General features: G+C 37.4%; 22 protein-coding genes and 2 tRNA genes. 7 read left to right on the top strand and 17 right to left on the bottom strand.

Annotation, left to right across the window (positions count from 1 at the left end; genetic code table 11):
• Positions 1 to 51: 51 nt before the first annotated feature.
• The 17 genes from BQ5338_RS05365 to BQ5338_RS05300 all read right to left on the bottom strand — a co-directional run bounded on the left by BQ5338_RS05365 (position 52) and on the right by BQ5338_RS05300 (position 12,301).
• Complete coding sequence (locus BQ5338_RS05365) at positions 52 to 2,289, bottom strand: S8 family peptidase (protein ID WP_071145736.1); 2,238 nt, start codon at positions 2,287 to 2,289, stop codon at positions 52 to 54.
• A 10-nt stretch (positions 2,290 to 2,299) separates the two neighbouring features.
• Positions 2,300 to 3,400: an ATP-binding protein gene (locus tag BQ5338_RS05360; RefSeq protein ID WP_071145735.1), complete on the bottom strand. Its 1,101-nt coding sequence runs from the start codon at positions 3,398 to 3,400 to the stop codon at positions 2,300 to 2,302.
• A gap of 613 nt (positions 3,401 to 4,013) precedes the next feature.
• Entirely contained in the window at positions 4,014 to 4,487 is a 474-nt protein-coding gene (locus tag BQ5338_RS05355; protein WP_205409931.1) for a VRR-NUC domain-containing protein, read from the bottom strand.
• Between the two features lies 1 nt (position 4,488).
• Positions 4,489 to 4,692: a hypothetical protein gene (locus BQ5338_RS05350; protein ID WP_071145734.1), complete on the bottom strand. Its 204-nt coding sequence runs from the start codon at positions 4,690 to 4,692 to the stop codon at positions 4,489 to 4,491.
• A 2-nt stretch (positions 4,693 to 4,694) separates the two neighbouring features.
• Positions 4,695 to 4,865, bottom strand: a complete 171-nt coding sequence (locus tag BQ5338_RS16830; protein WP_159431309.1) for a hypothetical protein — start codon at positions 4,863 to 4,865, stop codon at positions 4,695 to 4,697.
• Between the two features lie 203 nt (positions 4,866 to 5,068).
• The gene (locus tag BQ5338_RS05345) at positions 5,069 to 6,763 is read right to left on the bottom strand and encodes a DEAD/DEAH box helicase (protein ID WP_071145901.1); all 1,695 of its coding nucleotides are present in this window, start codon (positions 6,761 to 6,763) and stop codon (positions 5,069 to 5,071) included.
• Between the two features lie 51 nt (positions 6,764 to 6,814).
• Positions 6,815 to 7,450, bottom strand: coding sequence for a hypothetical protein (locus BQ5338_RS05340; RefSeq protein ID WP_071145733.1), 636 nt, complete (start codon positions 7,448 to 7,450; stop codon positions 6,815 to 6,817).
• Between the two features lie 36 nt (positions 7,451 to 7,486).
• Positions 7,487 to 7,576 (bottom strand) — tRNA-OTHER (locus BQ5338_RS16825).
• Positions 7,577 to 7,582: 6 nt separating this feature from the next.
• Positions 7,583 to 7,753, bottom strand: a complete 171-nt coding sequence (locus BQ5338_RS16820) for a hypothetical protein (RefSeq protein WP_159431308.1) — start codon at positions 7,751 to 7,753, stop codon at positions 7,583 to 7,585.
• Positions 7,746 to 8,171 carry a hypothetical protein gene (locus tag BQ5338_RS05335; RefSeq protein WP_071145732.1) on the bottom strand — a complete coding sequence of 142 codons (426 nt, stop codon included), beginning with the start codon at positions 8,169 to 8,171 and terminating at the stop codon, positions 7,746 to 7,748. The genes BQ5338_RS16820 and BQ5338_RS05335 overlap by 8 nt, the downstream gene beginning before the upstream one ends.
• 17 nt (positions 8,172 to 8,188) lie before the next feature.
• Positions 8,189 to 8,851 carry a hypothetical protein gene (locus BQ5338_RS05330; RefSeq protein WP_071145731.1) on the bottom strand — a complete coding sequence of 221 codons (663 nt, stop codon included), beginning with the start codon at positions 8,849 to 8,851 and terminating at the stop codon, positions 8,189 to 8,191.
• Positions 8,852 to 8,853: 2 nt separating this feature from the next.
• Positions 8,854 to 10,056: a hypothetical protein gene (locus tag BQ5338_RS05325; RefSeq protein WP_071145730.1), complete on the bottom strand. Its 1,203-nt coding sequence runs from the start codon at positions 10,054 to 10,056 to the stop codon at positions 8,854 to 8,856.
• Between the two features lie 24 nt (positions 10,057 to 10,080).
• On the bottom strand, positions 10,081 to 11,028 hold the full coding sequence (locus BQ5338_RS05320) for a recombinase RecT (protein WP_071145729.1): 948 nt from the start codon (positions 11,026 to 11,028) through the stop codon (positions 10,081 to 10,083).
• 22 nt (positions 11,029 to 11,050) lie between these two features.
• Complete coding sequence (locus BQ5338_RS05315) at positions 11,051 to 11,278, bottom strand: hypothetical protein (RefSeq protein WP_071145728.1); 228 nt, start codon at positions 11,276 to 11,278, stop codon at positions 11,051 to 11,053.
• 5 nt (positions 11,279 to 11,283) lie between these two features.
• Complete coding sequence (locus tag BQ5338_RS05310) at positions 11,284 to 11,583, bottom strand: hypothetical protein (RefSeq protein WP_071145727.1); 300 nt, start codon at positions 11,581 to 11,583, stop codon at positions 11,284 to 11,286.
• Between the two features lie 120 nt (positions 11,584 to 11,703).
• Entirely contained in the window at positions 11,704 to 12,066 is a 363-nt protein-coding gene (locus BQ5338_RS05305) for a helix-turn-helix domain-containing protein (protein WP_071145726.1), read from the bottom strand.
• Positions 12,038 to 12,301, bottom strand: coding sequence for a hypothetical protein (locus tag BQ5338_RS05300; RefSeq protein ID WP_071145725.1), 264 nt, complete (start codon positions 12,299 to 12,301; stop codon positions 12,038 to 12,040). The genes BQ5338_RS05305 and BQ5338_RS05300 overlap by 29 nt, the downstream gene beginning before the upstream one ends.
• A gap of 179 nt (positions 12,302 to 12,480) precedes the next feature.
• Between BQ5338_RS05300 and BQ5338_RS05295 the strand changes: the two genes are divergently transcribed.
• From BQ5338_RS05295 to purB, 7 genes are all read left to right on the top strand, one after another.
• Complete coding sequence (locus BQ5338_RS05295; RefSeq protein ID WP_071145724.1) at positions 12,481 to 12,867, top strand: helix-turn-helix domain-containing protein; 387 nt, start codon at positions 12,481 to 12,483, stop codon at positions 12,865 to 12,867.
• A gap of 84 nt (positions 12,868 to 12,951) precedes the next feature.
• Entirely contained in the window at positions 12,952 to 13,536 is a 585-nt protein-coding gene (locus tag BQ5338_RS05290; protein WP_071145723.1) for a hypothetical protein, read from the top strand.
• 77 nt (positions 13,537 to 13,613) lie between these two features.
• Complete coding sequence (locus BQ5338_RS05285; protein ID WP_071145722.1) at positions 13,614 to 13,979, top strand: hypothetical protein; 366 nt, start codon at positions 13,614 to 13,616, stop codon at positions 13,977 to 13,979.
• An 87-nt stretch (positions 13,980 to 14,066) separates the two neighbouring features.
• A complete protein-coding gene (locus tag BQ5338_RS05280; RefSeq protein WP_139265182.1) occupies positions 14,067 to 14,546 on the top strand; it encodes a hypothetical protein in 480 nt (159 codons plus the stop codon).
• A gap of 20 nt (positions 14,547 to 14,566) precedes the next feature.
• Positions 14,567 to 14,935: a hypothetical protein gene (locus BQ5338_RS05275; protein WP_071145720.1), complete on the top strand. Its 369-nt coding sequence runs from the start codon at positions 14,567 to 14,569 to the stop codon at positions 14,933 to 14,935.
• Between the two features lie 321 nt (positions 14,936 to 15,256).
• Positions 15,257 to 15,322: transfer RNA gene (locus BQ5338_RS16815), tRNA-Val, on the top strand.
• A gap of 143 nt (positions 15,323 to 15,465) precedes the next feature.
• A complete protein-coding gene (gene purB / locus BQ5338_RS05270; protein WP_071145719.1) occupies positions 15,466 to 16,812 on the top strand; it encodes an adenylosuccinate lyase in 1,347 nt (448 codons plus the stop codon).
• Positions 16,813 to 16,866 lie beyond the last annotated feature (54 nt).

The raw sequence follows: 16,866 nt of genomic DNA, 5'->3' as shown, positions 1-16,866 counted from the left end.
ATAATGATAAGCATAACACTTGCTTGAAATTTATTCCTTCTTAAAATAAAATTAGACTTTAAGAGGAATGTCAATTATGGGCTGAAGCTGTTCTAATAGTGTTGCGTATTTTCTTACAATTTGATCATACAGATCTTTTACTTTAGGAGCTTCAACGGTTATTACTAAAGCATACTGTAGTTCCTGCCCTTTTGAATCATCATGTCCTTCAGATCGTGCATTATAATGAATGTCAAAGACTGGGTTATAAAGACTGGTCCCAAGAAAGGTTTTTTCTGCATGAATACAATTTTCCCATTTCCATGAGTCATGTCTTAATTCACCTTCAGTCTGAAAAATCTTCTTGGATTCTCCAAAAAACGGTTTAGTTGACGCGTGGAGTGGTTCTGCTTCTCCTGCTTGTGTCTTTTTTTTCTTATTTCTATGTGGGCGAAAAGTTACTTCTAGTCCACTTTTGGTATAATTGTCAGGATGGTGAGGATCAATGTTTGTTACATAGCATAATGTAGCCTTTATTGTAACTTTTCCTGTTAAAGTATCATTAGGGAGAGGAATAGGCGCTCGTAAAAACTTAGATGCAGAAATACGGCCTTGAAATACAACACGCATGATATGATCATCACAAATTACAATATCGTCAAGGGTTCTAGAAACTCTTCCCCATCCAATTTCAAAATTAGGTATGCTTTCATTTTCCGCACAATGTACTAATAATGCTCTAATTGCTAGAGGATTCAAAGACGAACCAAAGTGAGCTCTAATTCCTGCCCCTAAACGCAATACACTTGGAGCTGAAAAACTTGTTCCTCCTGTTGCCAATAAATGATTACCATTTTGATAATCAAGAGTCAAGAAGGGGCGTCCACAAGAACCTCCAAAATCTACTAAGTCAGGTTTAATTAGTCCCGGACTGCGTCCTGGTCCTATAGAACTATAACTTGCTCTTTGCCAATCAGAATCAGGAACATCACATGCACCTACACCTAAAGCATTTACACAATCAGAGGGGACTTGTACTCTATTTGCATTAATAGCTGGATCTGCTTCTCCATCATTTCCTACAGCAATTGTTGCTAATGTCAATCCTTTTGATAAATATTCATCCAGTACAGCAGTCCATGCATGAACGTCGTCATCGTCAACAGGCAAACAGGGCCCTAAACTGAGATTGAGAAAATCATATTTATTTGTAGCTAATACGTTGCTTATTCGATCTAAAACCTCATACAGCTCAAAAGGATTTTGTCCAGGTGAATTATCTAGAACGCGATAATGATCAACATACGAGTAAGGTTGAGGTAAAGTTTTTTTAGGGTCTATATGCCCGAAAAGAAATGCAGAAGTAACAGAAACGCCATGTTCTAATAATTCGGGATCTGATGCTTCAATTCCTTCTATCTCATATAGTGTAGCCCATTTACATATGGGATGATTGCGGGGAATTCCTCCATCAAAAATTGCGACTTTTATACTTGGGTCAATTGGTGCGACATCTGGTAAATTAACAAAAAAAGCACTTTCTCCAGAACGTATAGTAGGGCGCAATAATCTAAGGGAGGGCATGGCTCTCAAGACTCTAACAAGGCTAAAGCTCGCAATATATTCAGCTAAATCAGCAGATGCTTCTAATTCGAGGAAACATAATCCTCCTCCATAAAAACGCTTCTGAAAAGAAGCTGTTATTCCTTTTCTTTGAAGATATAATTTGAATAAATTCAAATAACCCGCTTCCGCTACTTCCTCATTTAAATGCAGTACAACTTCATAGACAATAGTCTGTGAACCATCCTTAATATTCTTTATTTTTGTGCTAGGCGCAGGAAAATTCAACTCCTCTATTTCGACAATTTGTTCTGCACCCGGAGCGGATCCATCCCAATTTGATAATTCATTAGACCATTTTCTGAACGATAAACGCTTCCCTATTATAAACAACTCTGTCGTTGCAGCTTGAACAGGTTCTCTATTTTTGCTTTTCTTTTCAGGTATGACAGATCGAGAACGACTCCCTACTACATTTAAACCCACAGAACGTAAAAGTTCACTAGGGTAATAAGACTTTGCTAAATATTCCGGATTTAGAGTCATTGTTGCAACTACATAATCATTTGGGCAAGTATCATCAGGCATGCGTTTAATATCTTCGACTACTCTACTCAACATTGGTTGAAGCCTCTCTTTAGCTTCAGAAAAAGTATATGGTGGAACCTTATTGGCTCCTCCAGATTTAATACGAACATCCTCTGTAAGACGCTCTCCCTTACCTAACAAAAAGTTTTTTTTAGCCATATAGTATTATTTAAAGTTTATTGGTTTTTTTACGTATAGTGTTTCTTGCAATACCTGTTAACTCTTGAGCTTGTCGCTGAGAAATGATTTTTTCATTGACTAAAATACAAGCAAGTTTAATTCTTTCTTCATGACTCAAGTTATCACTCACAATTAATAGATCTTTTATTTTATTTTCCAACGGAACATCATTAATGGCGGCTGACTTTCTAGCTAAAATTATGAGCCTTTCAATATCACTATATGATTTCCCCAAAAAAGATTTGGATAAAATTTTACACCATATTTGAGGGCTTTTGACTTCTTCTTTTAAAAGAGCATAAATAAATTCTTCTATTTGAGGTTCTGTAGGGTTTTGAAATTCTAAAACAATTTCAAACCTTCTCCATATAGCAGGATCTAACAAATTTGGATGATTAGTGGCTGCTATTAATAATCCAGATGCTGGCCAGTCATCAATTTCTTGTAGCAAGACAGTTACAAGACGCTTTAACTCACCAATTTCACTGCTATCATCGCGTCTTTTTGCTATTGCATCTAACTCATCAAGAAGAAGTACACACTCTGTGTTTTTTGCATAATCAAGCACATACCTTATATTATTACCTGTTCGACCTAAAAAACTACTCATAACAGCAGCTAAGTCTAGAACAAGAAGAGGTTTTTCCATTTTTTCGGCTACCCACTTTGCAGCCATTGTTTTACCTACTCCCGGAGGTCCTGTAAATAACATGGATTTTGTAGGCAACAAACCATGCTTTAATAATGATGCTGTATTCTTTCGCTCAGATAAAGCTTGTTTTAAAGGTTCTAAAACTTTAGAGGCTAATATTGGTTCATGTTCTAATTGGCTTTTTTCTATTCTTAAAAGTTGTAAGCGAGAATCAAGATCGACAGGTAAAGGAGATTCTGATTGCTTGCGAAGAGGAATTGCTTTGCTCGGAGATTCCTGGAGTAAAGCTATTAACGCATCAGTAAGCTCTGGGTAGGAATTTCTAAACTTCTTAGACGTACGATGCAAAAGCAATTGAATATCCTGTTGTCTGCCAGTTAATGCTATACGAGCTAGTTGCAAAAAATCAGGAGATAATTCATTTATTTTTGAGTTCATAAAATCGTTTTAATTTATAATGGTATATTTTAAACATAAATTCAACTATATTATTCCGCAAATATATAAAATATCTATTTATAAACGATATAATGGTGGGATACTTTTTATGGAAAAAAAAAGTTCTATTCCATTTGCTCATTTTAACTCTTTGAAATTAAGGAAGATATATTTATTTAATAATAGGTATTCGCTAAATCTCTGTATTTCAAAATCATTGTAGCACACAAAATTCTACGGGTATTCTTCAAGAATTTGTCCTATTCTTCAATGATACTTTCAAAAACTCCTAAAACATTCAGAGACTGTTAGGAGACCATTAAAGAGTGGCTAGTTGTGTAAATAGAACAGTGTCACGTCTTCTTTTCAATAATTGATCGATCAATCAAGGATCGGCTGCACCAAGAGGGAAGCATCATGATTCACGAGGTAGGGCTACAAATGCTTGTGTCTTATCACAAGTCTGAAATAGTGTTAGATTGAGGAACATTTTTCTGACTTCTGAATTTTGTCCCATCTCATCCCCTTATGCCTATAAAGAATCTTTCTTATTATACAATATTCCACCAAAATTATATATTGAAATCTACAATATTCTGCCGAAATTATATAATCACAGCAGATACTCCTTCAATGTATTTATCCCCTCCATAGCAGACCTAACAACAACATACTTACTCCGGCAAGATTCTGCTTGCCGTTGAAATTCTTTCTGCTCATCTGATTGTCGCCCAGTAGAGGTTTTAAACTCTAAGCACAAAGAAGCATATCCTTTCTTAGATAGCAAGAGAATAACATCAGCTACTCCGGCTTTAACTCCTTGCCGTTTCATATTGGCCGCTTCTATTTTATGCCGGCTGCCACCATTGGGAACAGCGAAAAGAAGTTTTTCCGGAAGTTTGGGAAATAATATCTTCACTTGCCGGAAGAACTCTGCCTGCATATCCGCTTCTTCGTGCTTGATCACTCTTTTCTTTCGTGGTGACGCCTTTGTCTCTGCGTAACAATTATAACACATGTAACCATCATCTGTTTGTATGACGGAAACAGTTTCTCGGCCACATGTGATACATTTTTCTCTGTTCATCTTAAATGATTTCAATGCTTACTACATTATTCTTTCGGGTATTGATAGCAACTTCATATTCGTTACCCTCTTTTCCTTTCTTGTATAAATAGGCCCATTCATCTTCAGTTTCTACACAGCCGTTTTTCTCGATGAGGATGCCCATTGAGTTGTTTAAAACAACCCTAACTCTTTTACCTTCAAATTTTTTAAATACGTTTCCCATGATTATAGTTCGTAATATGTAAAATAGATGTTTTTGCACGGGAATTTGCTTTGTAAATCGGCCCGTAATAACTTTAGATTATCCGTCTCATAAATGGGATTATCCTTGTTTCGTTCAACCATTTGCATTCCAGATTCTGTGTAATATTCAACCTTTACAATAATGTATTTCATGATAGTAAATAGTTTAAAAATTGGATTGTAATAAAGAAAATTATAGTCCCTATGAATGCTTTTATCACGTTTTTCATGAGCAGTACAATAAAAGATTTGCTACGTAATAAATCAGGTATGACACTATTGCGATAAATGCTCCACATGCCATATAAGCAATAACTTCAAGAGAGAGATGATTGATTAACATTCTCACTGATCGGCTATAAATCGTCATTATCTTCTTCATCATCGTTACTATTAAAGATGTTTGCAATCATATCTACAATATTCTCTTCTATCGCTTCAGTGGAACCAGTCACGGCATTGGCAATATTCTTTTTCGTTTGTATAATGCGGTATATCTTCCCGTCTATGGTACTCTTCCCAAGAAAGTAGTAAATGGTAACAGCATTCTTTTGCCCGATGCGGTGTGCCCTGTCCTCGCATTGACAACAGTCCGCATACGTCCATGGAAATTCCACAAACGCCACATTGGAAGAAGCTGTAAGAGTAAGACCAACTCCTGCAGCTTTGATACTACAGATAATAATGTCCACTTTGGGATTATTCTGGAATGCATCTACAGCTGCTTGCTTTTCGTCCGAAGAATCTCGGCCGGTTACCGAAACGGCTGTGGGAAAATGCATCTTTAGTTGATCCACAACTTCATGGAGAGAGCAGAATAAAATGATCTTCTGTCCATTCTCCCTGAAATCTTTCACGAATTCAATCACCTCCTTTACTTTACCTCTCGCAGCGACTTGACGGAGAATATTAATGCGTACCATCACTTCACCTTTCATTGCACGAGCTATCTTTTCATCATCGGCATCTTTATACTTCTGCAGATAGCTTATAAGATCGTTTTCAGCATCCTTATATTCTTTCCTATTGGTGATTTCACAAGTCAGTACTTGGCGCACCTTATCCGGAAGATCTTTAAGCACAAGCGATTTCTCGCGCCTGAACATGCAATTTGTCCAGAGCTTGAAGTTTAGCTCTTTTAGATTGCTTGCTTCATTTGGTCCGGCACAGTACCGGTCAACGAAACTTTTGTATCCTCCGAAGTCATCCATACGCTCGAGTATGGAGAGCTGTGGCACTAAATCTTTTGGTTTGTTTACGACAGGCGTTCCGGTCAGTTCTATAATGTATTCTTTTCCTTTGCAGATACCTTTAGAGAACTTTGCTTGCTGTGTGCTGGATGATTTGCAGCGGTGAGATTCATCAATAATAACAGACTTGAATAGATTAATTGTCTGCCTGAACTCTACATCACGAAGTGTCCATCCTTCGGCCTTTTTGATTCGCTGAACGAAGTACTTCTTTAGCGATTCGTAGTTGACTATGAATACCTGATACATACCTGTTTGCCAGAAGAACGGCCACGTATCGCGAACATTATCAGATAACACCATTGCCTTCTTATCGGTAAACTTGTGCCATTCTCTTTCCCAATTGATTTTCAAAGATGAAGGGCAAATAACTAAGCAAGGAAAGGCGTTAGCTAGATTGATCGTTGCGATTGATTGCAACGTTTTTCCCAAGCCCGGTTCATCCGTATTCATGAATCGTTTCAATTCTAAGCCTCGCTGTATACCTTCCAATTGATAGGGGTAGGGGGCTATTTTTAACCCGTGAGGGCGATCCAATGCTTTAAGTTCTGGCAGTTCATAGGCAACATCCTCTTCTTGGCGAGCTGCCACATGTTGATCTCCTGTACCCCAAGTTACTGGCTCAAACTGCCGAATCTGATACGCTAGCCGCTCGAGCTCAATCCTTTTGGAGACTGGTACCGTCCATATCTTGCGAACGGAATCATATTTCCGTCCTTCTATCTGCTTTATCTTGCCTACAATCATTGGCCTATACCTGAATTGCAGTTCGAATACGTTTGATTTTAGAATTATATTCATTGCTTCTTCTTTATTAAAGGGTGCCCCGCTACAGGGCACTCTCTTTCTTTGTTATGCAGTCTTGTCGAAAATATGCACTTCCTCAATAACTCGGGCTTTCTTGTTTCTGCTTTTCTTTGGTTTATTCTCGGCTGCCCCATCAACAGAAGCTTCTATAGGCGCATCACTCTCAAAGTCAAGCGTTTCTTGCTTAATACCATATTTCTCTCCAAACAAGTATTCCGATACTTCGTAATCGCAACACTGGATAGCTAATTCAAGCTCACTTCCATATTTATAGCCATCCAAACCATCATTCGAGAACTTTGTAAATGGCGCAATTAGGTTGAGTACTTGGCCTGATTTTAGTATTTTCTGTCCGATGATGGTAACTCCGGCAGATTCTTCGCTTCCTCCATTGCTGTAACCGGTCACGACGTACTTGCTAATTTCCGTTTGGATATCTTCCGTCGGTTCAAGGTCAATATTCGCTAGACTAAATAATTTAGCTTCCGGTTGTTCGGTGATCGTAACAAGAAAAGGAACTAGTGCGCTGAATGCCTTTTTTAGATCGGAGTGTATGATCTGATCGCATTTCTTGCTAACCTCGTTCGTGTAGTTCGCTTCTGTGTATTTCTCTTTGTAGGTAGCCTCGCAGCGTTCCGCTTTTATAGAAGCTTTTTCGATTACATTCTTTGCTTTTTCCATACTTTATATGATTAAATTCTATCAAAATTGATATTGTGGAGAAGCCCGGATTCGAACCGGGAACACCCTTGCAAACCAAGACCGCTTCGACACGGCTTACACGCTTTACCAATAAGCTTCTTCCCCAGTACTTTAGAAGTTTTCCTCTTTTGCCTTGGCTACAGAGTAAGCGCCAAGACAAATGATTATGACGCATCCAGCAGCGGCTAGTCCGCTATGCATCGGATCGCTATTTCCTGCTCCAATCATCATAATTGCTACGACGAAGAGAAAGAGACATCTGATTGATTCGTTCTTATTCATTAAAATTCCTCCTTGTATTATTATTGCCGAACCCGGCCATTTTCATTTCTTCTTTTGCTTTACTTATGATCGTTACACACCATGAAAGCTGATGCGTTGCAGTACGGTTATTGCGTTCACACCAATTGACCAGATAGCGTTCTTCTTTGCAAAGTGAACCGACAAGAGCATTGACTGCCGTCGCTGTTGCCTTAGCTTCTTTTGCCGTATCTCGGAGCGTATTAAGCACCTCCGATTTCATTGCTTCGTCTAACCAATACTTGGCGTCTGCCAATAGTTTGCCGGTACGGGCAACATATACGGCTAGGTCATTACCTCTTTGTACTGCCTCTTCAGCACTTTCACTCATTGTAATATTCAGGAACTTGTCCATTTCGGTAAGCTCTGCTGTAATCCTGTCTTTCGGTGTGATAATCATATCTTTTATTTTAAAAATTAAGCAAACAACATCCAGTACTTGAATGCGAGTTCGTCGTACTTCTCTTTACCTTTCAAATATATTTTGTCGCCTCTGTTTATGAAGATTTTAAAAACTTTGAGGTTCTTCTTTGAGATGGCGTAGATGAAATCCTTGTCGCTTCCCGCTATATCCATGTACCATGAGCGTGAACGGTCATAATCGAAATGATAAAAAGCTTCCATGAATTGCGAGACTGTTTCGGCAAACGTAGATTTGAGGTCGCCGCCGAAATTGAAAGTAGGTAGCCACCAATCCCATTTACAGCGTGTGTCAAGAGTATACGTGAAGTTGCCGTACTCGAACTTTTGATTTTTGTTGACCATAAATTTCTGAGTGTCTGATAATTCAAGAACTTTTGCCAAGAACTGATCTTTGCGAGCTTCCATGCGAAGTGATTTCTTCATAGCGTCGGCCAGATCAAAATCATCCTGAGTATACCGAACATTATCAACGGTTCTTTTGAAGTAGTCGACACGATCCGCTTCTGTAATCATCGCATCTATGAGAGTTCCGAACTTGAATGCCGCTTCCTTGTCTCCGTACTGAGTAGTTGGATATAGGTAGTTTTTCAATTCAGTGAGGTCAGAATTACTAACCTCACTTCTGTCATAGTATGTATCAGGATTATTGCTAGCCATTTCTATTTAGCTTTGACGTCCTCGACGTATTGTACATAGCTTGATTTGATGTGCTCATCATCCTTATTCGCTTTCTTTTCACAGAAAGTTATCATCTTCTTGTGAATCTTTTCAAGCTCGTCAATAGGCAGTGATTGTCCTTCATTCACCCACCACATCTGATAGATTTCAAGAATTCCTGCAGGATGTAATATTTGAATCTTTTCCGTTACCTTAGCTTTAACCGGAGTTGGTGCGACAGTAGCGGCCGATACTTCAAAGAGATTGTTCATCTGACTAACTTGTGCGGCGGCAGTGGCAGAAGCTTTTTGCTTAGCCTGTTCCTGTGATGCTTCGAGCTCGCGCTGCTTACGCTCTCTATCTTCACGTTCTCTACGCTCCTGTTCCTTTTTCGCAGCTTCTTGTTCGTTGACTTTGCGAAGCGCTTCAATCTCCATGATCTCTTTTTGTCGTGAAGGCAAACGATCAATAAAAGACTGTCTTAAATCCTCCATATCAAACTTGTATTGCTGAGCTAAAGATTCATATTTGCCTGTTGATAACTCAGTTTGGATACTGGCCTTTGTAACCGGATCAATATAGTACGTGGAAATTGTGTCTCTGAACATCTTGTAATGCTCGGCCGGATATATAAGGGACCATTCCCTAATCATCTTGGCTTTCTCTGCAAAATTGGAATAATTGAGGCTTTCCCAGATTTGGGATAGTACACCCGATTTACTATTAAAGTAGTCATTGAAATGCTTGCTAATAGCCATTTCAAGCGAAGCCTTATATGTCACCTTTTCATTTTCAATATTCTGACGACGAAGAGCTTCAGCTTGACGTTTTTTCTCTGCCTCCAACTTTTGCTTGGCGTATTGATTCCGCATCGTTATCAGCTTACCGGGAATAGATGTTGCATCCTTAGGATCAATAGTATTTTCAAGAGTAGTGAAAGTCTTGCGTACATGATCGAATAACTGCGTAATAGGTTTACGACGCTCTTCCATATTCTTCTGAGTTTTCTTGATGCGTTCTATGTAGATCGCCACGCTAGCATCCAACTCATCATTTAAACCTCCGGCCGCTTCTATTGTATCAAGTAAAGCTTGACCGGCATTAGTGCTACCTTCTACAGATTGTTGATTACGTTGAAGCGTAGCAGGCGCATTCTGCATGATAGAAGTAAATTCTTCAACTTTAATAAGTGCTGTTTCTGACATAATATATTTGATTTTAAATTATTGTTACCATCCTTCGTTTTCATCTGCCTGAGTAACTGTTGCGGAAACTGCTGCAGGTTCCGGCTCCGGCTCTGTAGGGCCAAACGGTGCAACTACGACCGGTTCTTGATTTACTTCCTCGGCAATACCGTAATCTATCACTGTGGGTTCTTCCTCTATTGTCTCCATCAAGGTGTATTGTCCCGTGCGTACCTTTGGATAGGCATCAAAGGCGTGCTTTATCATCTTATTTTCAAGGAAGCCCGGATCAATACCTCCGTAATTAGAGGAATAGAGGTCATTTGCTTTTCCTTCTACTCTGTGACCATCTTTCCAATAGGAGTTATTCCTAGCGGAGAAGCTGGCCAGACGTTGTATGTCGCCCTCTAGCAGCCATTGGTAGTCTTCTGATCCATCCATGCGGACAATACGAATAAAGGCTCCTATGACCTTTGTTGATTTACGGGGTATAGCTGCCGAGTAAGTGATCTTCTTTACGCCATTTTCAAGGCCGATAGAAAATATGTCACCTTCGTATATGACTATGGGGTTGTCGGCATAACGAATCTGGCCACATCGCATACGCATTGTGAGCTCTCCGTAACCTGTTACCGATACGTTGGCTCTCTTTTCATATATGTCACGGTTATTTCCATCCTTGTGCCCTGTCTTAATATTGCGAGGAATCAGGTAACAGTGCGGATGGCTTGTATTATCAAGGGATAAACCATTGACTGCAATGTCGAGGAAGCAGCCATACAACGACATCTTGCTACATTCGGCTACTGACGGGTTTTCTCGGAGTATTTTTTGAAAGTTGAATACTTCTTTGTGGTAAATCTGTTCGCCCAACTGCGAGCCCCAGATGGCATTGTACATTTGAATAAACTTTTGTTCTACTTTTCCATATTCGACAATCTTCGTTGCCGGAATATTACTGAATTCTTCAGCTTTGATTTGAATTGCGTTCATAAATATTTGATTTTAAAATGAATTAATCTCCTGAGTACATTCCGAGAGCATACTCTCGCATTACACATTCATCTTCCAGAGTTGGGACATAAGGTTCTTTTCTGGCAGAGGGTAAACATGCTTTTTTCATGTTCTCAAAAATTGCTTTTTGCCGAGCCTCTAATCTTCGTATTTCATCTTTCTTGTTAGCTTCTTCTATGCTTCTTTGAAGAGCTTCAAGTGCCGGTGATGATTTAGGTATATAGCCCATAGATTCTATGCTTGAATAAGCTGTTGTATGATATTGTCTGGCACCTTATTATGAATGTCGAGCATTGAAGCTGCAGTTTCTACTTCGGAGCGCTTGACGTAATATCGTCCTCTTTCCTTATTTTTTGCCGGATAGAATTTAATCCAAGCTTTGTCGCGCCATTCTTTAATGAGGCGTTTGCCATACATTTTTTCCGCTTGTGATATTGTTATCACTTCCGGTAATAGTCCAAGAGATTTCAATGTTTGGATCGTTCCAATCTTGATACTCTCTGCAATAATCTTTTCTAAATAATTTTTCTCCATATCTTTGAATTTGTTTTTAGGCTGTTTCTTTCGTGAGCTTTATTAGGGACTTGAGCTATTGTTAATACTACTTGATACGCATGTACATCGCTATGCCATGCTGCCTGTTATTTTTTGATTTTAGAATTCATATTCAGAGACTTCCTCGATTCTGTATCTCCTTATCCGTACTCTTTTCGCATACTGAGAGTTTTGATCGATCGTAATTTGAAGAGAGATGAGAGCCAGAAAAGAGAGAGCGATTATTGATTTCTGTAATTGTTTGAAATCAATATTTAGAGCAAAAGCTCTATTTAGCCACCAAGATCCAAGTTCATTGAGTTTGCTTGTTCCTGTCTTTTTGTATGCATTATCGAGTTGGACATTAATCGTTCCGTATGCAGTGCCTAAACGATCAGCCATTTCTTTTTTTGCAAGACCGCATGCTGCTAAACCTGCGATCTGATTTTCACGCTTAGTGAGCAAATTCGCTTTCAATTCCATTAGATTTGTTTAAAGCATTTGCGGTCTCCTGAATATCTTGCAATGATTCAAGATTTTCCTTGGCAAGCCTGTTAGCCTCGATCATAATTTTATTCTTAAAAGATGACCTTTTAGAAGCCGCCCGATCATTCATTACATTATTAACTGTAGCTATACTGCAGCCTACTGCTTTGGAAATAATCCTTTCATAACCGACTGGCAGATTTTTTTTAATCGTTCTTACTGCGTCATTCATTTTTCTATTTTTTTAGAGTAAATATTCTATTTTGTTTATTTTATCTTCATTTTATTTTGTAGTTACGTACGTTTTCCGTTAACTTTATAGTGCAAATGTAAACCATAGTTTCATTATTAGCAAATTTAATTGCCATAAAATGAAAATAAAATTTCAATTAAAGAAAATAAACCTTCAAAATGGATGTAATTAAGTTAAAGAAATTAGTGGAGATGAGCGGATTGAGTAAGCAAGTAATAGCGGAAAAATGCGAGATTTCAAGGCCTACTTTAGATAACGTTCTTAATGGGTCAGACGCTAAAATAAGTACAATAGAAAGTTTAGCCTCTTTTTTCAATGTACCTGTAGGCCATCTTTTTGGCACATCAAACGTAAATCAAACTTTCAATGGGGAATCAAACGTAGTAGTTGGAAGAGATAATAATGGCAATATAGCCATTGCTAAGTGCCAAGATGAATTGGAAGATGCAAAAATAGAATTAGCGCACGCAAAACAACTTATTAAGGAGAAAGACAAACAGCTTGAAGAAAAAGAACGGTTGATAAGCGTATTGATGAAGAAATAGAAAGTAATTTGAATGAAATATGCAATTAAAATAAAATTAAAAAGATATGCTCAAGCATGTAAAATGCATAATTGAAATTTGATTATGAAAAAGATATTGTTTGTCTTATTTACAATGGTATTATTCAGCGGATGTATTCAACAACAACCGAAAGCTAAATTTAAGCTAGAGGAAAAGAAATCGCTACTTAAAAGCTATTTGGACGGCTTTATAGCCTCAAATAAGAACTATTTAGATAATCAAATAACAAAGGATGATGCAAATAATAAACTTAAAAAAACATTCATCAAGGATTGCCTTGGAGATAGTATAAAGTGTATATCTGAATTGCCTCTGAAATATGAAATGATGCTACAGTATGGCGATGAGGACAAATATGTTATTAAGTTCGAACTTGCATCAACTGGAATATCCTACGCTTATGATGCAACGTTCTTAGTACTCTCTGTCGTAAATAAAGAAACCGCCTCAAAATTAAAAGACGAATGCCTATACTATATTTATGGGTCATGCTATGATTTTGCAAATAGCAGATCGTTCGTTCTTCCAAGTAGAGGAACTATTGAAGACTACCCGGAAATTCATAAAGACTCTGGTTTTGGTAAACCATTGTTTGATCTAGGCACTTTGATAGTAAAGAACATTAGTTTCAAGGAGGCTAAATTATAAAAGATGGATGATAGGGATAAATTAATCACATCTCTAAGATATCAGCTTTAGAAAAAACATAATTAGTATAAGATCCAATGAAAAAAGTTCTATTACTCTTGCTGCTTTCAATCTCGTTGAGTTGCTTCTCCCAAGGGCAGAAGTATGTGTATTCTTATGCTCTGTGGGGGCCTAAAAACAGTTGTGTCCACTATGTATATGACAGTGCTCCGGAGAGTAAATATGCAATGCCCAAAAACTATCTATTAAAGGATAAAGAGGGTAATGTAATGCACTTTAGGCTTGACATAGAGTTCGTTAACTATCTTGCGGAACAAGGCTGGGAATTAATGCAAGTAGTTTATACCCCCAATATTAGCGTTGGTGGAGAGATCTACTATTATTTTAAAAAGCCGCAATCTGAATTTACCAAGGAGGAATTGGATAAGATTATAAAGAAGTAGTTTGCAATACTATGACTTGATGCTCGAACGTTTCAATACATACTAATAGATTCATCCTGATACGTGTAAACTAAAAAAGCGATTATTGTGAAAACAGAAAATGAAATAGATTTTTGCAAGACTATGTTAATGCAACCCATTATTCAATTAAATATCAATAATGATGATATTGATTTGAAGGTAGTAAAACAAAATTATCTTAAGTACAAGCAATTATTTTATGGATGTGTAATAGAGTTATTAAATTCATTTGAGCTTAAAGATATAGAAGAACTAAATTATATTGCATCAAATTTAATTGATAGTATTATTTTTAAAAGTAAAAGCGAATTAGTAAAAGCGTTAGAACTTGAATGTATCAAAGATGATGGAGATATTCGGTTTGTAAGGTTAGGGTTTAGGGCAATTGAAAGTTTATTAAGTAATAATTTAGCTTCAATTACTGCAAAATTTTTGTGCCAAATTAACGCAAGTTTATCTCCTTTCTTTTTCTCCTTAAAAAACAGAGATGTTTTACTTATAGGATACTTTGGATACAATGATTACTGTAAAGGATATGCTTCTTAAAAAATAAAAATATTAGAGTTATGAATAAATCCGAAGAAATAGCAGATGGCATAATTAAAGATGCGTATAGAAACGGTGGATCTATAGATTATGATAGCATTTCAACAAAAATTGCTGCTGATGATTTGCCACAAGTTAATATGATATTAGAAGAATATGGGTCTTTGGAAATTCCGCTTGAAGATGGAACATGGTTTTCTTATTCATTAAACCAACGGGGAAATGTTTTTGCTAGCCAAGGGTCATTTAAAGGCCTAGAACAGGAAAGGAAAGAGAAGGCAAAAGACAGAAAACTTGATAGATTATCTAAAAAAATCAGTATAATAGCTGTAATAATTTCTGTTATTTCACTTTTTGTCTCAATCATAGCATTATGCTCAAAGCAATGATTATCGATGTTATAGACATTAACATAGATGCTATGGATAATGCTATAGAAATAAAAGCTTCTTTTCTGAATTGTTTTCTATTCATGTTGTTTTCTCTTAAAATATAAAGAAATGAATGATATTCTCGATAAAGACAAGCTCATAATCTCTCTTCGAAACCAGGTAAGAGAGCTATTAAGCAAGTGTAATGCGCTGGAGCAAGAAAATGCTCTGTTGAATAATGAATTAAAGCGATATGAAAGATACCTTCTAAAACAGGAGGCAATTTGAACTATTTTATAACCTCAAAACTCAAGCATTGTAATGCTCTGATTGTTAACTCGTTAAGTATCAGCCGATTTCTGCCTTACAAGCAGAGGGTCGGCGGTTCGAACCCGTCAACGCCCACAAGAAAGTGACTTTACAAAAATATTTTGTGAAGTCACTTTTTTTATTTCTTGTCTTTATTTATCTAAACTTTCTTCTTCTCTATACTCTAATAGTCGGGAAAAAGAATTAATTTTGCAGTCTGATAATTATCTAAAAACAATATGAAACTTGATTTACTTACGGCCATTTCTCCTATTGATGGTCGATATAGAGGCAAAGCCGAGGCTTTAGCTGGTTATTTTTCAGAATTTGCGCTGATTAAATATCGTGTGCTGGTGGAGGTGGAATACTTTATTACCTTATGCGAATTGCCCTTGCAACAGCTTAAGGGAATTGAAATTAGCCGCTTTGAGTCTTTAAGAAATATCTATCGTAATTTTTCGGAGCTGGATGCGCAGCGAATTAAAGATATAGAGAGTGTTACTAACCATGATGTAAAAGCTGTCGAATATTTTTTAAAAGAAGAGTTTGATAAGTTGGGAGGGCTCGAAAAGTATAAAGAGTTTATCCATTTTGGTCTTACATCTCAAGATATAAATAATACCTCAATTCCTTTATCAATTAAGGAGGCGCTGGAACAAATTTACTACCCATTTGTTGAAGAGTTAATAGAGCAATTGAAGGTGTATGCTGTTGATTGGTCTAAAATTCCGATGTTGGCAAAAACTCATGGGCAACCAGCTTCTCCGACTCGTTTGGGAAAGGAAATTATGGTTTTTGTATATCGTTTAGAACGCCAACTTGCAGTTCTAAAAGCTTGCCCCGTCACGGCGAAATTTGGAGGCGCTACAGGTAACTATAATGCTCATCATGTTGCTTATCCTGAATATGATTGGAAAGCGTTTGGTGATCATTTTGTATCATCGAAACTTGGTTTGGAGCGAGAGGAATATACAACGCAGATCTCAAATTATGATAGCCTTTCGGCCATTTTTGATGCCATGAAACGATTAAATACAATAATGATTGATATGAATCGGGACTTTTGGCAATATATTTCGATGGAATACTTTAAGCAAAAGATTAAAGCAGGGGAGATTGGTTCAAGTGCCATGCCTCATAAAGTGAACCCAATTGATTTTGAAAATGCGGAGGGTAATTTGGGCATGGCAAATGCAATATTGGAGCATCTGGCTGCAAAGCTCCCCATTTCTCGTTTACAACGAGATTTAACTGATTCTACTGTACTTCGCAATGTGGGTGTGCCATTTGCTCATATATTAATTGCGATACAGAGTTCGTTAAAAGGATTACGTAAATTATTACTTAATGAGCCAGCAATTTATCGTGATTTGGATAATTGTTGGAGCGTTGTAGCTGAGGCGATTCAAACAATCCTTCGTCGTGAAGCCTATCCGCATCCATATGAGGCTTTAAAAGCCTTGACGCGCACTAATCAAGCAATTACGGAGAACTCGATTAAGGAGTTTATTGAAAACCTTGATGTTAATGAATCTATAAAACAAGAATTAAGGAGCATTACCCCGCATACTTATACGGGGATTTAGGCTTTTATAAAATAGGTGTTTAGAAATCAGGCCGTGAGGCCAGTAGTACTTACA

This window comes from Bacteroides ihuae, from assembly GCF_900104585.1.
Taxonomy (GTDB): Bacteria; Bacteroidota; Bacteroidia; order Bacteroidales; family Bacteroidaceae; genus Bacteroides; species Bacteroides ihuae.
The sequence above is the reverse complement of the archived record's forward strand: the minus strand, read 5'-3'. Positions and strand labels throughout refer to the sequence as shown.